This is a genomic window from Hyunsoonleella sp. 2307UL5-6, assembly GCF_047345485.1.
Lineage (GTDB): Bacteria > Bacteroidota > Bacteroidia > Flavobacteriales > Flavobacteriaceae > Jejuia.
This window is the reverse complement of the sequence record NZ_JBLFEN010000003.1, coordinates 59,883-76,470: the sequence shown is the minus strand read 5'-3', so window position 1 is coordinate 76,470 and position 16,588 is coordinate 59,883. Positions and strand designations below refer to the sequence as shown.

Annotated in this window: 14 protein-coding genes and 1 tRNA gene; 10 read left to right on the top strand and 5 right to left on the bottom strand. The window is 32.6% G+C overall.

Going from position 1 to position 16,588, the window contains the following annotated elements; genetic code table 11:
* Positions 1-5 precede the first annotated feature (5 nt).
* From ACKGJY_RS06600 to ACKGJY_RS06585, 4 genes are read right to left on the bottom strand one after another with little or no spacing between them, the layout of a single operon-like run.
* A complete protein-coding gene (locus tag ACKGJY_RS06600; protein ID WP_413973076.1) occupies positions 6-1,778 on the bottom strand; it encodes an aromatic amino acid hydroxylase in 1,773 nt (590 codons plus the stop codon).
* 12 nt (positions 1,779-1,790) lie between these two features.
* Positions 1,791-2,951, bottom strand: coding sequence for a 4-hydroxyphenylpyruvate dioxygenase (gene hppD / locus ACKGJY_RS06595; protein ID WP_413973075.1), 1,161 nt, complete (start codon positions 2,949-2,951; stop codon positions 1,791-1,793).
* A 12-nt stretch (positions 2,952-2,963) separates the two neighbouring features.
* Entirely contained in the window at positions 2,964-4,130 is a 1,167-nt protein-coding gene (locus ACKGJY_RS06590; protein ID WP_413973074.1) for a homogentisate 1,2-dioxygenase, read from the bottom strand.
* Entirely contained in the window at positions 4,114-5,229 is a 1,116-nt protein-coding gene (locus ACKGJY_RS06585; protein ID WP_413973073.1) for a pyridoxal phosphate-dependent aminotransferase, read from the bottom strand. The genes ACKGJY_RS06590 and ACKGJY_RS06585 overlap by 17 nt, the downstream gene beginning before the upstream one ends.
* Before the next feature lie 150 nt (positions 5,230-5,379).
* Between ACKGJY_RS06585 and ACKGJY_RS06580 the strand changes: the two genes are divergently transcribed.
* Positions 5,380-5,862 carry an Lrp/AsnC family transcriptional regulator gene (locus ACKGJY_RS06580; protein ID WP_413973072.1) on the top strand — a complete coding sequence of 161 codons (483 nt, stop codon included), beginning with the start codon at positions 5,380-5,382 and terminating at the stop codon, positions 5,860-5,862.
* Positions 5,863-6,270: 408 nt separating this feature from the next.
* Here the strand turns inward: ACKGJY_RS06580 and ACKGJY_RS06575 are convergent.
* Positions 6,271-6,345: transfer RNA gene (locus ACKGJY_RS06575), tRNA-Pro, on the bottom strand.
* A 118-nt stretch (positions 6,346-6,463) separates the two neighbouring features.
* On the opposite strand from ACKGJY_RS06575, the gene ACKGJY_RS06570 reads away from it, so the two are divergent.
* The 9 genes from ACKGJY_RS06570 (at position 6,464) to ACKGJY_RS06530 (ending at position 16,514) form a co-directional block, all read left to right on the top strand.
* Positions 6,464-8,602, top strand: coding sequence for a TonB-dependent receptor family protein (locus ACKGJY_RS06570; protein ID WP_413973071.1), 2,139 nt, complete (start codon positions 6,464-6,466; stop codon positions 8,600-8,602).
* Positions 8,603-8,631: 29 nt separating this feature from the next.
* Positions 8,632-9,759: a PQQ-dependent sugar dehydrogenase gene (locus ACKGJY_RS06565; RefSeq protein WP_413973070.1), complete on the top strand. Its 1,128-nt coding sequence runs from the start codon at positions 8,632-8,634 to the stop codon at positions 9,757-9,759.
* Positions 9,760-9,768: 9 nt separating this feature from the next.
* Entirely contained in the window at positions 9,769-10,173 is a 405-nt protein-coding gene (locus ACKGJY_RS06560) for a c-type cytochrome (RefSeq protein WP_413973069.1), read from the top strand.
* Positions 10,174-10,240: 67 nt separating this feature from the next.
* Positions 10,241-10,846 carry a uridine kinase gene (gene udk, locus ACKGJY_RS06555; RefSeq protein WP_413973068.1) on the top strand — a complete coding sequence of 202 codons (606 nt, stop codon included), beginning with the start codon at positions 10,241-10,243 and terminating at the stop codon, positions 10,844-10,846.
* Positions 10,847-11,176 carry an FtsB family cell division protein gene (locus ACKGJY_RS06550; protein ID WP_413973067.1) on the top strand — a complete coding sequence of 110 codons (330 nt, stop codon included), beginning with the start codon at positions 10,847-10,849 and terminating at the stop codon, positions 11,174-11,176.
* Positions 11,169-12,536, top strand: a complete 1,368-nt coding sequence (locus ACKGJY_RS06545; protein WP_413973066.1) for a methylmalonyl-CoA mutase subunit beta — start codon at positions 11,169-11,171, stop codon at positions 12,534-12,536. Before ACKGJY_RS06550 ends, ACKGJY_RS06545 begins: the two co-directional genes overlap by 8 nt.
* Before the next feature lie 5 nt (positions 12,537-12,541).
* Positions 12,542-13,228 carry a hypothetical protein gene (locus ACKGJY_RS06540; RefSeq protein ID WP_413973065.1) on the top strand — a complete coding sequence of 229 codons (687 nt, stop codon included), beginning with the start codon at positions 12,542-12,544 and terminating at the stop codon, positions 13,226-13,228.
* A 5-nt stretch (positions 13,229-13,233) separates the two neighbouring features.
* Complete coding sequence (gene scpA / locus ACKGJY_RS06535; RefSeq protein WP_413973064.1) at positions 13,234-15,375, top strand: methylmalonyl-CoA mutase; 2,142 nt, start codon at positions 13,234-13,236, stop codon at positions 15,373-15,375.
* Between the two features lie 11 nt (positions 15,376-15,386).
* Positions 15,387-16,514 (top strand): helix-turn-helix domain-containing protein, encoded by a 1,128-nt coding sequence (locus tag ACKGJY_RS06530; RefSeq protein WP_413973063.1) that lies wholly within the window; start codon positions 15,387-15,389, stop codon positions 16,512-16,514.
* The last annotated feature ends 74 nt before the right edge of the window (positions 16,515-16,588 follow it).

Here is a 16,588-nt window from a genome sequence, read left to right as displayed (position 1 = left end):
TGCTATTATTTAATTATTACCGCTTCCTTTGAAATTAATCGTAACCCGTCAGCGATCAGTTTTTCAAAATCTTTATTTGATTTCAACTTTACTAAATATTGAAATACTATTTCTTTCAACTGACTTTCTTTACTATGAATCAATTCATAAATTTCTAGAGGTAAGAGCCAATCATTAGGATATTTACTTTTCAAATTATTAAAAATTTCTGTTAAAATTTCTAGTCTGTATATCTTCTCTTCTCTAAAATCCCTAACCATTTTATACAATAAATGTAACTCTAGTTGAGAATCTGTATAGTTTATCTTGTGTGTTTTTGCTTCGGAAACTTTAAAAAGATCATCAAAAGAATCTGGAGACGCAGGACCTGCGTAAGCTGACGTAATCTCTTTACCAATGGCCATGTCGAAAATTCCCCACTCTTTTTCAAAAAGAATCTGCTTTTTATAAGTTACCTTACAATTTTCGAATGAAATCAATATTACTTTACCTCGTAAATCTCTTTTTCCTGTTATAATTTTCCCTTCAACTAAAATTCCTCCTTCAAACAATAAACGTGCAGAAAATCCTTCAATAATCCCATAGGTTTCTAAGTCTTTCGGAGACATATCTTCGATAGCCAAATTAATTCCCTCCAGCTTTCCAATAGGACTTCCAAAACCCTCAGTATGATATTTAATTCCGTGACCAATTAACTCTCTACCACTTGATGCTAAGGCAGATTCTCCAGTTGTTTGAATATAAATTGCTTTATCATCGTGAGTAATCACATTGGTAAACACTCCAGAAATTTGAATTCCTGTACTTAATTCTATTGTACCAATATTCTTAGATTCAATTAATTTATTAACCCCATAAAGACCTCCTTTTCTTAGTGCCATTGTGTTAGCGAATTTTTCAAGTACGAAACTTAAATGAGCAAAAGTCGGTGTAACAAACAACTGGGGTTGCGCCTTAGTTATATCAAAATCAACCTTCGCTGCATCTATTGAATATGGGAGCTTACTTATAGTTTTATTTAAGCATTCTTTGCTCTCACCAATTGATGACAGTAATCCAGCTCCATAAATCTTAGGGTTTTCAATATCTCCTATTAAACCATACTCAACTGTCCACCAATGAAGATTTCTAATTTGGGCCATTTCTGACAACTCGCCCATATTATTTTTTACATGATTCAAATGGTTAAGTGCCGTATCAATATCTTCCGTTTTCGAATTTGGATTTTCTTTTAAAATAGAAACAAGTCTCACCGCCTCATATAATTCATAATCCTTTGATGATGAAATTGCCTTACTACCAATCTCTCCAAATCTTCTTAAATATTCTGCATACTCCGGATTTGCAATTATTGGTGCATGTCCCGCCGCTTCATGAATGATATCGGGCGCTGGTGTATAGGTTATGTGATCAATAGTTCTCATATCAGATGCGATAACCAATACGTTGTAAGCTTGAAATTCCATAAAGGCATTTGGAGGAATAAATCCATCAACAGAAACTGCCGCCCAACCAATATCTTTTAGAATCCGGTTCATTCCTTCCATTTCTGGAATTGATTCAATAGAAATTCCTGTTTTTTCAATTCCCTTTAAATAATAATCATGGGCCACCTGAGAAAGATAATCCGTATTCAATCGCATCACGTATCTCCAGACTGCTTGATTCTGCGGGGTGTATTCTGAATACGGCTGTTTTACAATAAACTTATGCAAGTGCTTTGGCAACCTCTCCGTGACACTGTTCAATTTTAATTTGTATGAAATATTATGTTGCATGAATTTTGAAAACTACAAAGTTCCTCTATTGGCCTGCTCGCGTTCTATAGCTTCAAATAAGGCTTTAAAATTACCTACACCGAAGGATTGCGCTCCTTTACGTTGTATTACCTCAAAAAACATCGTCGGTCTATCTACAACCGGCTTTGTAAAAATCTGTAATAGATATCCTTCCTCATCTCTGTCTATTAAAATTCCATGTTTTTTTAATACCTCAACATCTTCATCAATTTTTCCAACACGGTCTAATAAATCATCATAATATTCTTCTGGCACATATAAAAACTCGACACCACGATTACGCATGGCTGAGACCGTTTCTACAATATTATTGGTTGCGACTGCAATATGCTGTACTCCTGGTCCATTATAGAAATCCAAATATTCTTCAATTTGGGACTTCTTTTTGCCTTTTGCAGGTTCGTTAATAGGGAATTTTATTCTACCATTGCCATTACTCATTACCTTACTCATCAAGGCCGTATAATCTGTAGAGATATCATCATCTGTAAATGAAATTATCTGCGCAAAACCCATAGTTCTCGCATAGAATTCACACCATTTTTTCATTTCACCCCAACCTACATTCCCGACCATATGATCGACAAATTTTAAACCAACCGGTTCTGGGTTATAATGTGATGACCATTTTTTATACCCAGGTAAAAACACTCCATCATAGTTTTTTCGCTCTACGAAAATATGAACAGTCTCTCCATAGGTGTAAATTCCTGAACGAATCACATGACCATGTTCATCTTCTTCTTTAGTAGGCTCCATAAAAGGTTTAGCACCTCTTTTAGTAGTTTCCTCAAATGATTTTGTAGCATCGTCTACCCAAAGTGCAATAACTTTTACTCCATCACCGTGTTCGTCTATATGCTCAATTATTTTACCTCCCTTTTCCAGAGGTGTCGTCAATACCAATCGTATTTTATCTTGTTTTAAAACGAATGATACTTTATCCTTCATACCTGTTTCTAAACCTGCGTAAGCTTCCGATTGAAAACCAAATGATGTTTTATAAAAATGCGCCGACTGTTTTGCGTTACCAACATATAATTCTATATAATCCGTTCCATTTAAGGGAAGAAAATCTTCAGCATCTTCGAATATTTTCTTTAATCCGTATTCTGTATTCTGTAAATCTTTTAAATTTTTAATCTCTGCCATTTTATTTCTTTTTTAATGATTTTCATTTAACCAAGAAGTGTGATAGTTTCCTGTATCAATTTTTACCGCTTCTTCTGTGACCTTTAGCGGCTTAAATGTATCTACCATTACTGCTAACTCTTCTGTTTTAGATTGTCCTATACTACGTTCCATAGTTCCGGGATGTGGACCGTGAGGTATACCGGACGGGTGTAATGTAACCTGACCAATACCAATGTTATTTCTACTCATAAAATCCCCATCGACATAATACAATACCTCGTCAGAATCTATATTACTATGATGATAGGGAGCCGGTATGGCTTGAGGATGATAATCATAAAGTCTTGGAACAAAAGAGCATATAACGAACGCACTTGTTTCAAATGTTTGATGAACTGGTGGTGGCTGATGTATTCGACCTGTAATAGGTTCAAAATCATGAATTGAAAACTTATACGGAAAATTATATCCATCCCAACCTACTGCACTAAATGGATGGTATGCATATATGTACTCATGAATCATGTCCTGCTTCTTTACCTTTAAAACAAATTCTCCTTTTTCAGAAAAGGTTTCTAATTTACTTGGCGGATGTATATCACGTTCGCAAAATGGCGAATGTTCTAAGTGTTGACCAAACCAATTACGATATCGTTTTGGTGTGTAAATAGGATGTTTAGATTCTACGATAAACAACCGGTTATCTTCTGTATCAAAATCTATCTGATAGATAACACCCCTAGGAATTACTATATAATCCCCATATTTAAAATCAATGTTTCCCAAAAAGGTTCTAAGTTTCCCAGTTCCTTTGTGTATAAATACAACCTCATCAGAATCTGTATTTTTATAGAAATAATCCCTTAACGATTTTTTTGGAGCAGCCAATGCTATATAGCAGTCACTGTTAGCCAATATTATTTTTCTACTTTCCAAATAATCGTTAACAGCTTTAATATCAAATCCTTTTAAACTCAATGATTTCATATTCTTTTCCAGAGCAATTTTAGGAGCCACACTGTACGATTTCAACACTTTTTTAACTTGTGTTGGACGTTGTGTATGGTATATCAATGAAGACATACCGTCAAAACCTATAGTTCCAAATAATTCTTCATAGTAAAAATTACCACTATCACTCTTAAAAATAGTGTGTCTTTTTGAAGGTATTTTACCTAATTTATGATATCTCGGCATGCATATATATTTTAGTCAATGCTTTAACCAAGGCCATATTAGCTTCCCTATTACCAATTGTTATTCTAGCACCTTTCGGAGCTCCAAATTTATCGCAGGGCCTAATCATGATTCCACGATTTAGCATTTTATTTACAAAGTCATTTAGTTTCATTTTTAATTCAATAAAGATGAAATTAGTTTGGCTGGGCCAGTATTTGATGTTTAGTTTATCAAACTCTTGATAGAGCCATTTTTTTTCAGACCTAATTAATGATATGGTTTTTTGTAGGTGATTTGTATCCTTTAGTGCATTAATACCTGCAACCATAGTCAAAGTGTTGATAATAAATGGTCGCTTTATATTTTCTAAATATGAAATTATTTTTGGAGTTGAAATTCCATACCCTAAGCGTATTCCTGCCAAACCATATGCTTTTGAAAAGCTGTGTACGCCAATAACATTTTGGTTTTCTTTTATATAATCAAAAGCTCTAGGGAAATCTGGGGCATCGGAAAAATGAAAATAAACCTCATCATAAACTATAACGATATCTTTGGGAAGATTATAGATTAAATAATCAATACTTGGTTTGTCGGTATACGTCCCAGTAGGATTGTTTGGGTTTGTAATAAATACAAGTCTAGTTTTTTCTGTGACTGCATCTAAAACCCCTTGGACATCAATGGTATAATTTTCTGAATTAAGAGGGACGTTTATAACTTTACTACCCTCATTTTCAATCATACTTTGGTAGGCAACGAATGTTGGGTGACTTATGATACATTCTAAACCAGGACTTAAAAAGCCCCTAGTTATTAATTCCAAAACTTCAACTCCACTATTAGCCGAAACTAAATTTTTAGAAGTAAGATTTGTATCAGTTTCACAAATAGCCTTTTTAAGCAAACTATCATCTCTAAAGTCATATTCGTGGATATTTTCAAGACATTTGCAGATTGCTTGTTGTGCTAAAGGAGAGGGACCCAAAATATTTTCATTTGAAGAGAGCTTCCATATTTTGCCTATATCCCCAACAAAATCAATCTCGTCCTTTGTTAAGCCTCCTGCATAATCCTTTGGCTTTATATATTCTTTAAAAATTGAATTTATATCCATGACTGTAAAGTTATTATTCCAATAACCTTAATATTTAATATAACTTTAAAATATAATATAAATGGTGTTTTTCACTATTTAATTGTATTATTTTAATGTTTTACACTATTTTTTATTTTTTTTGTATTTTTATTTAATAAAATTCACTAGATGAAAAATAAACTGGACGGTATTGATATTAAAATTTTAGAATTGCTTCAAGAAGACTCTAAAATAACTGCAAAAAAAATTGGTGAAATATTAAATCTCTCCCAAACTCCCATTTTCGAAAGAATAAAAAAACTCGAAAAAGAAGGATACATAAAAAAATATTCGACCGTTTTAAGCGAACGGAAACTTGGTTTAAAGCAAACCGTTTTTATTGGAATTACTCTAAAGGGCCATACACGTAGCTATTTAGGGAATTTTGCGGCGCAAGTCAATGATTTTACAGAAGTTTCGGAGTGCTATCAAGTAACAGGAAATTTTGACTATCTGTTAAAAGTTGTCGTAAAGGACATAGACGCGTACCAAACGTTTGTAGAGACAAAATTATCACTAATACAAGAATTGGGAAATGTATATAGTTACATCGCTACAAAAAAAAGGAAGCAAACCCATATGCTAGATTTAGATTTTCTTAAGGATTTGTAATTAAGACTAAAATTTAAGTTATGCAATAAACTAAAATCGATATCAATAGATTATTTTGCTATTAACTACAAATATGTTAAAGCTAGTTTTGATTTAAGCATATTTTACCATGACATAAAAGTAATCAGGTATGTTATATCGTGCTAAATATTTTACTGCAAAAGCTATTAGCCACATATACTTTTGTCAACTTAGGGATACAAGTCCTTTATTTTATTTGCATAAAAATGAAAGAGACGAAATTTCTCGCTGCAAAGACAACCTTAACTAGACCTAATTGCTACTTAAATTTACAACAACTTGTCTACTAATCCATTTAACAGGTATATAATATAACTCCATATAAAATAAAAAGAGCTATTAATTAATAGATTAACAGCTCTTTGTTTCCACTTGTTAAGTGGTTAGTCGGGGTGGCAGGATTCGAACCTGCGACCTCCGCGTCCCAAACGCGGCGCGATAACCGGGCTACGCTACACCCCGAATTGATTATCTAAGCGGGTGCAAATATACTTCTTTTAACTAGTTTTAAAACAATTTTTTAAGAAAATTTTAATGCTTCAAACTTTTAGAGTTTTTATAAATCCTCTAATTTCGGCCAGTGAAAAAAAAAATACGTCTTTCTTTTGTTTTAATAGTAATAGCTACACAATTACATTACTCTCAGAATAACACAAAAACAATAGAAAACGATAGCATTAACAATAAAGCACCACTTCAAAAAAAAACAACACAATTAAATGAAGTTTTAGTAAATGCCAACCATTTACCTGTACAATTAAAAAAAGCAACCTCTAGCACTTCTCTTATTTCTACAAAAGCTATTGAGCGTGCAAACTCTATTAATATAAATGAAGCTTTAAATAGAGTTCCTGGAGTATTTATGCAAACTGGTGCGCTTAATACCAACCGCATTACCATAAGAGGTGTTGGCTCTAGAAACTTATTTGGTACTGCTAAAATTAGAGCTTATTTTAAAGATATTCCATTAACTAATGGCAGTGGAGAAACGAGTTTAGAAGATTTTGAATTGGGTGCTATTTCAAGCATAGAAATTACAAAGGGTGCTACTTCTAGCTCTTACGGTGCAGGACTTGGTGGTGTTATTCAATTACTACCAAAATCAGCAAACTTTAATACCGCTAGTATAGAAAACGAAACTACAATTGGCTCTTTTGGGTTGTTTAAAAATTTATCACACTTTGACTATGGCAATGCATCAAATGCTGTAAAAATAGTATTTAGCACTACTAAAAGTGATGGCTTTAGAGATAATAATAATTATAATAGGCAAGCATTCACCTTACACTCTACACACCAATTAAACACTAAAAATGAGCTTTCTATTTTAGGTGCGTTTTCAAACTTAAAAGCATTTATACCAAGTTCGCTAAACGAAACTACGTTTAGAAATAATCCAAAAGCTGCGGCATTTACTTGGGGTACTGCTCAAGGTTTTGAAGACACAAAAAGAGGCTTATTAGGTATTACATTACAGCATGTTTTTAATAAAAACCTGTCTCAAAACACAAGTATTTTCACATCTTTTAGAAACTCTTATGAGCCTAGACCTTTTAATATTTTGGATGAATCTGTATTTGGTTATGGGTTACGACATCGTTTTATTGGTAACTTCAATATTTATAACAGAGCATTAACGTGGACCTCTGGACTTGAGTTTTTTAGAGATAACTACAAACACCAAACCTTTGAAAATCTGTATCAAGATTTCCCAGAAGGCAATGGTAGCGTTCAAGGTAATGCCTTATCTAATTTTAAAGAAAAAAGACAATACTATAATCTTTTTTTAGAAGCCAGATATGATATATCCACCAAAACAAATATTGTTTTAGGATTAAATTACAACCAAACACGTTATGATTTGCAAGACAGATTTCCTGTATCAAATGATAACGCAGACGAATCTGGAAATTTTAAATTTAGTGGTTTAGTATCTCCAAAAATTGGCGTATTACATCAATTACATTCTAATTCAAACCTCTATGCGAACATCAGTCATGGGTTTTCACCGTTATCTCTAGAAGAAACATTGCTCCCAGACGGACAAATTAATACAGACTTAGACCCTGAAACAGGTTGGAATTTTGAAGTTGGCTTAAAAGGAGCAACATTAAACAATAGGTTGCAATATAACATGTCTATCTATCGCTTAGCTATTAAAAACCTTTTAGTTGCTAGAAGAACTGCAGAAGATGCCTTTATTGGCATAAATGCAGGAAAAACCAATCATGATGGTTTAGAAATAGATTGGATATACAGTATATTAAATTCTGATAATTTACAACTATCTACCTTTGGGAGTTATAGCTTAAACCTTTATAAATTTGATGAATTTATTGATGGAGGCACTAACTTTTCGGGCAATGATGTTACAGGTGTGCCATCAGATATTTTAAATTTAGGTATTGATGTTAACTCAACTGTAGGGTTTTACGGTAACTTAAACTTTCAATATGTTGGAGAAATGCCAATTACAGACAGTAACTCTTTATTTAGCGAAAGTTATAGTATTTCAAACTTAAAAATAGGATATCAAAACACAGTATTACCTCATTTAAGACTCAATATGTTTTTGGGTATTAATAATATTTTTGATACTACTTATCCCTCTCAAATATTAATAAATGCTAGAGGTTTTGGCGGTAATGCGCCTCGATACTTTTATCCTGGAAACCCAATAAACTATTTTTCGGGCATCACTTTAAATTATTTGTTTTAATGTATCTTTATACCAATAAATCTATGATAATGAAACAGTTTCTATCCCTTTTAACATTTTTATCTATTTGCTTATATTCTTGTGCGCAACAAGAACCCTCTGAGATATCTGCTGAAACACCAGTAAAAGTAAATTACGTTACTCAGGTTGTTGTACCAGAATTAAACATCCCTTGGGGTATGGAATTTTTACCTGAAGGAAGTATTCTTATTACTGAAAAAACAGGAACACTTATTCATTTTAAGGATGGTAAGAAAACTGAAATTGACGGACTTCCGGAAATATACCTAAGAGGCCAAGGTGGTTTAATGGATATAAAATTACACCCAGATTACAATAATAATGGGTGGATTTATTTTTCGTATGCCTCATCTGAAGGCGAAGGCGATGGTGGTAATACTGCTATAATGCGCGCTAAACTAAACGAAAATACACTTACTAATATTGAGCATTTATACAAAGGCGCTACCAACACAAAAAAAGGACAACATTTTGGATCTCGTATAGAATTTGATAAAGCAGGCTACTTATATTTTTCTATTGGCGATAGAGGTAATCGTGATGTAAACCCACAAGACATTACCAGAGATGGTGGTAAAATTTACCGACTACACGCCGATGGTTCTGTACCTGAGGACAACCCTTTTGTTGGCGAAACAGATGCAAAACAAGCTATTTTTAGCTACGGGCATCGTAATCCGCAAGGTATGGTAATGCATCCCACAACTGGTGAAATTTGGGTTAATGAACATGGGCCAAAAGGCGGCGACGAAATAAATATTATTAGTAAAGGTAAAAACTTTGGTTGGCCTGTTATTTCATATGGTATTAATTATAGCGGCACACCTTTTACAGAAATTACCGAAAAAGAAGGTATGGAACAACCTTTGTTTTATTGGGTACCATCAATTGCACCTAGCGGAATGGCTTTTCCATATTCAGAAAAATATCCAGATTGGAAAAATAGTGTGCTCGTTGGCTCCTTAAAATTTCAATATTTAGAACGACTTATTATAGAAGACCACAAAGTTATTAAACGTGAAAAACTATTTGAAGGTTTAGGACGATTTAGAAATATAAAACTAGCACCAGACGGTTATTTGTATGCTGGTGTTGAAGGTGTAGGTATTGTAAAAATTATTCCAGATTCATTTTAAACATTTAGTATGAAAGTATTTTTATTTATAATTTTTAGCGGCATAACTACCTTTGGTTTTTTAAATATTAACACACAAGATAAGTTTCAAGAAAGCATTACTAGAGGGCAAGAAGTGTATACAGATTTTTGTATCAACTGCCATATGGCAGACGGTGCTGGTGTAGAAAAAACATTTCCGCCATTAGCAGCATCTGATTATTTAAAAGATAAGCGAGAAGCTAGTATTAAAGGCATTAAATATGGTCAAAAAGGCGAAATAACCGTAAATGGTGTAACTTACAATGGCTATATGGCGCCTATGGGTTTAGATGATGCTGAAATAGCAGACGTTATGAATTATATAAATAACAATTGGGGAAATACCAATAATAAAATAGTTACTGAAGAAGAAGTTGCAGCTATAAAAAAATAAAACCATTTTACAGCTTATTATTTTACATTTACTAACTTTGTTTTTACACTAAAAATATAATAACACTATGTTGGTAATAGGTATTGCTGGAGGTACAGGTTGTGGTAAAACCACTGTAGTACAACAGCTTTTAAAAGAACTACCAGAAGGAGAAGTTGGTGTTATTTCTCAAGACTCATATTACAAAAACACCTCGCATTTAAGTTATGATGAGCGCGTAAAAATTAATTTTGATCACCCCAGGAGTATCGATTTTGATTTGTTAGCACAACACTTAAAAGCACTAAAAAATAACGAACCTATACACCAACCAGTATACTCCTTCGTTAAACATAATAGAACTGGAGACACTATTTTAACACATCCACGAAAAGTGATGATTGTAGAAGGTATTTTGATACTTACCAATCCTGAGCTGCGTAAGATGTTTGATATTAAAATTTTTGTGCATGCTGATAGTGATGAGCGTTTAATACGCCGATTAAAACGTGATATTTCTGAGCGTGGTAGAGATTTAGATGAAGTTTTAACACGTTACAAAACCACATTAAAACCAATGCATGATCAGTTTATAGAGCCTATGAAAGCATATGCAGATATTATTATACCAAACAACCATTACAATACCGTAGCTATAGATATTGTTCGCACCATAATTAATGAGAAACTTTAAATGAAAAAAATTAATACAAATAATAAATACCTAAAACCATTTAAGAATATTTACATTCTTATTTTGGTAGTTTTTGTTGTTTGGATGATTTTTTTTGATAGCAACTCGTGGTTTATTCACCATGAATTAAATTCTGAAATTAATGATTTAGAAGCTGAAAAAGACTACTATAAAAGGAATAAAGACAATGACGATAAAGCATTTAAAAAGTTAAGTTCTCAACAAGGCTTAGAAAAATTTGCCCGTGAGGAATATTTCATGAAACGTGAGAATGAAGAGATTTTTATTATAGAATATGAAGACAGTTTAAAAACAAAGGATAATGAGTAACTCGTTATTTAATGAATTTGAACCTGTTTCTGCTAAACAATGGAAACAAATCATACAGTTCGATTTAAAAGGAGCGGACTATAATGACGCATTAGTTTGGACAAGTAGCGAAGGCATTAAAGTAAAACCCTTTTATCATTCTGATGATTTAAATACACCCCTAAAACTTTCAGAAACACCTATAAGCAGTTTTAAAATATGCGAAACCCTTACTGTTTTTAATGCTAAAAAAGCAAATGCTTCTGCTCTTTTAGCAGTTAAAAAAGGAGCAGAAAGTATAAGATTCATTATACCTTCAAAAGATATTGATTTTAAAAAGTTGCTAGCTAATATCAACTTCAAAACAATTACGCTGTATTTTGAACTTCAATTTTTATCCGAAGATAGTATCAAAAGTATTTGCGCTATTACTTCAAAAGTAAACACCTTTATTAATATTGATATTATAGGGCATCTTGCAAAAACAGGCAATTGGTATTCAAACTTAAATGACGATTTTTCAAAATTTAAAACCTGTACATTATATTCAAATTCTTTAACAATTAATGCCTCATTATATCAAAATGCAGGAGCTAATATGGTACAACAATTAGCCTACGCCATAGCGCATGTTAACGAATATTTTAATGCAATAGAAACTACTCATACAAGTATTTCATCTCAAATTAATATTGTCTTTAATGTTGCCATTGGCACTAATTATTTTTTTGAAATCGCAAAATTACGTGCACTAAGAGTGTTGTTTAATACGCTTAAAAAGGAATACTCCACAGATTATAAATGTATAATTTTTGCCACACCTTCTACACGCAATAAGGCGCTTTATGCATATAATACAAATATGTTACGTACAACTACAGAATGTATGAGTGCTGTTTTAGGTAGTGCAGATACTATTAGTAATTTACCATACGATACTGTTTTTAATAAACCCAATGATTTTGCATGTAGAATTGCCAGAAACCAATTGCTAATTTTAAAACACGAAAGTTATTTTGATGTTGTTAAAAACCCATCAGATGGTAGCTACTACATAGAGTCGCTCACACAACAATTAGCAAACAAAGCTCTAGATATATTTAAAGATATTGAAACCAACGGTGGCTTTTTAAAACAGTTAAAAAGCGGTACTATTCAGCGAAAAATAAAAGAAAGCGCTACAAAAGAACAAGAACAGTTTAATGCTGGTAATAAGGTAATTTTGGGTAGTAATAAACACCCAAACACTAGTGAAACCATGAAGAGTAATTTAGAAATTTACCCTTTTGTAAAAACTAAAAAAAGAAAAACTTTAATAGAACCCATCATAGAAAAACGTTTAACCGAACATTTAGAACAAAAACGATTAAAAACCGAGTAATCATTATGAAATCAAAATTTAACATCATTGTGCTTTTAGTGGCAGTAACTGTGTTTAGTTGTAAAAAAGAATCAGAAGAAAAAACGTTGTCAGAGTATAAATTCTCTGAAAAAGGTATTGTATTGAATTGTGATCAATTTGATTTAAAACTACTAAACGAAGCTTTATTTTCTTTTGAAGACGATATTTTAAAAACATACGGTAAAACAGGACAAACAGGAAACCCAAATCTTACCCGTGCCTATTCTCAATTTATTAGAACTGCTTTATACAGTAGAGGAAATTTTATAGATATTGTATCACCACATAGTGTTGAAATATTTGAAGTTTTAAAAACTAAAACAGATTTATGGAATTTAGATGGAGCAAATAGCACATTGAATTACAATAGTCCGGTTTTAAAATGCATATCTGAAAACATGACAGATAAAAGTTTAAAAACTACACTAAAAGCATTAATTGAAACCAATAGCATGAGCCCCAAACTATACGGACCAGCCATACTATCAAACTATGGTGCCGCTATAAGAGACAAATATCTATCTGCATATATAGCTTTAGAATTTTATTACGGAAAGTTATTTAATGAAGATTTATCAAAAGTATCCGAAAAAACAGAAGAAAAGGTAGATTTTAATAAGATTCCACTACCAACAACACAAAATGACCCTCATGCAGGACATGGCCATTAATTGATTTGAGAAAAAATATTCAACATATACAGATTACAACAGAAGAAAAAGCTTCGAAAGTAGATAAAACCACGTTTTCTACAGCCGAAGGTATTCCTGTAAAATCAGTTTATACTGAAAATGATCTAAACCATGTTGAACATTTAAACTTTGCAGCGGGTATTCCTCCATATTTGCGCGGACCTTACAGCACTATGTATGTAAGACGACCTTGGACCATAAGGCAGTATGCAGGTTTTAGTACCGCAGAAGAAAGTAACGCCTTTTATAGACGAAATTTAGCTGCAGGACAAAAAGGGTTATCTGTAGCTTTTGATTTGCCTACCCATCGTGGTTATGATTCTGATCATGAACGCGTAATAGGCGATGTTGGTAAAGCAGGTGTTGCTATAGATACGGTTGAAGACATGAAATTGCTTTTTAACCAAATACCACTAGATAAAATGTCGGTTTCTATGACCATGAATGGTGCGGTATTGCCCATTATGGCATTTTATATTGTTGCTGCTGAAGAACAAGGTGTAAAACCAGAAGCACTCTCAGGAACTATCCAAAATGATATTTTAAAAGAGTTTATGGTGCGCAACACCTATATTTATCCGCCAACACCATCTATAAAAATTATCTCTGATATTTTTGAATATACCAGTAAATACATGCCTAAATTTAACAGTATTAGTATTTCTGGCTACCACATGCAAGAAGCTGGTGCAACTTGCGATATTGAGTTGGCATATACACTAGCCGATGGTTTAGAGTATATAAAAACAGGCTTAAAAGCAGGCATGGATATTGACACATTTGCACCTCGACTTTCCTTTTTTTGGGGTATTGGCATGAACCATTTTATGGAAATTGCTAAAATGAGAGCTGCTAGAATGCTTTGGGCTAAAATTGTAAAACAATTTAACCCAAAAAACCCAAAATCATTAGCATTACGAACCCATTGCCAAACATCTGGTTGGAGTTTAACCGAGCAAGACCCTTTTAACAATGTGGCAAGAACAACGATAGAAGCTACCGCTGCAGTATTTGGCGGCACACAAAGTTTACACACCAATGCCTTGGACGAGGCTATTGCATTACCAACAGATTTTTCTGCACGTATAGCACGAAATACGCAACTATACTTACTAGAAGAAACACAAATAACTAAAACTGTAGATCCATGGGCAGGTAGTTATTACGTTGAAAAACTAACCCATGATATTGCTCAAAAAGCATGGACGCTTATTCAAGAAATTGAAGATTTAGGAGGGATGACCAAAGCTATTGAAGCTGGAATTCCGAAACTACGTATTGAAGAAGCTGCAGCAAAAAAACAAGCAAGAATTGATGCTGAAGAAGATATTATTATTGGGGTTAACAAGTATCAACTAGAAAAAGAAGACGCTATATCTACCTTAGAAATAGATAACCAAACTGTTAGAGACTCTCAAATAGAGCGTTTAAATGATATAAAATCTACTAGAAATGCTGAAGATGTTGCAACCGCTTTATCAAATTTAACTCAATCTGCAAAAACAGGAGAAAAAAATTTATTAGCTTTAGCTGTTAAAGCCGCTAAGGCTAGAGCAACTTTAGGTGAAATTAGCAATGCGCTTGAAGTGGCATACGGACGACACAAAGCACAAATAAAATCATTCTCTGGCGTGTACAGTAAAGCAATAAAAAACGACGACTCTTTTAAAAAAGCACAAGAACTTGCAGATGTTTTTGCTGCCCAAGACGGTAGGAGACCACGCATTATGATTGCTAAAATGGGACAAGATGGACATGACCGTGGCGCAAAAGTTGTAGCTACAAGTTATGCTGATATTGGTTTTGATGTAGATATTGGGCCTTTATTTCAAACCCCAAAAGAAGCTGCAAAACAAGCCGTTGAGAATGATGTACACATTTTAGGAGTGTCTTCGCAAGCTGCAGGTCATAAAACTTTAGTACCACAAGTTATTGAAGAACTAAAAAATTACGGACGTGATGATATTATGGTTATTGTTGGCGGCGTTATACCAAAACAAGACTATCAATTTTTATTTGATGCTGGTGCTATTGCTGTATTTGGTCCTGGTACGAAAATTAGTGAAGCAGCAATAAAGATTTTAGACATTTTAATTGATGAAGAAACTCAAAATTCTCTTTCTTAGATAATCAATTTATGAATGATATCACAGCTATTAGCATTGTAAGTTTTATAATTGTTTTATTATTTATTCTCCTTTCAATTTTCTTATTATCAGTAAAAACCACAAAAAAACTTAGCAATCAATTACTAGCTAGTTTTTTAATTATTACTGCCATAGATATCAGCGTGTTTTTCTACAATACTTTTATTTCATTTCCACCAGCTATAGAAATGCTAAGGATACAAATTTCAAATTTTAAAGATCCTTTACTCTTTCTTTATATATTATCAATTATATATTCAGATTTTAAACTAAAGTGGATACATTTAGTGCATACTATTCCTTGGTTAATTTGTATAATCATTCTATCACCTAATTTCTTTTTAGCATCAAAAGAAATACAGTCTGTTTTCTTATCAAATTATAGTGACACTAATGAAGCTAAAATTATAGACATTTTTTCTAAAATTATAGAAGTAATATACATAATTGCAGAGCTATACTATATAATTAGGTATCGAAAATTACTTCTTGAAAATTTTACTGGAAAAGAAGCTTTTGATAATTACCGATGGGTAAAACAACTCATTACTTTTATTCTCATTGGGCAGTTACTAACTTTCATTAAAGGCTATTTAAGAGATTATAGCACTTTTGATATTGATGTGATAAATGCCTTCAGGATTATTCTTTTAGCTTTCGGACTCTTTTTTAGTTTTTGGTTGGTGTTTAAAGCACTAATATCTCCAAAATTATTTAGAGGTATAAATGTTAAACTTCAACTATCTAAAGAATTATTATCCAAATCTGATGCGAGTATTAGTAAAAACAAACAGATTGATATACTTAAATCTTTTATGAAAACTGAAGAACCTTTTTTAGAGCCTTCATTAACGGTAAAAAGTTTATCAGAAAAAATAAATATACCACACCGTGATTTATCTATTTTAATCAATCAAGAACTTGGTCAGCATTTTTTCGATTTTATAAATACATATCGTATAGAAAAAGCAAAAACCATACTAAAAGATCCTTCTAAAAAGAAACACACTGTACTAGAAATTTTATATGCAGTTGGTTTTAACTCAAAATCTTCTTTTAATACCGCCTTTAAAAAACATACAGGCAAAACACCTACAGCATTCCGTAAAGCCTCATAAAACACGGGCTTGTAAAAAGTCGAACGTTTAAAAAAAGAAAGTCGAACGCATTTGTTACTAAAAAATACGTTCGA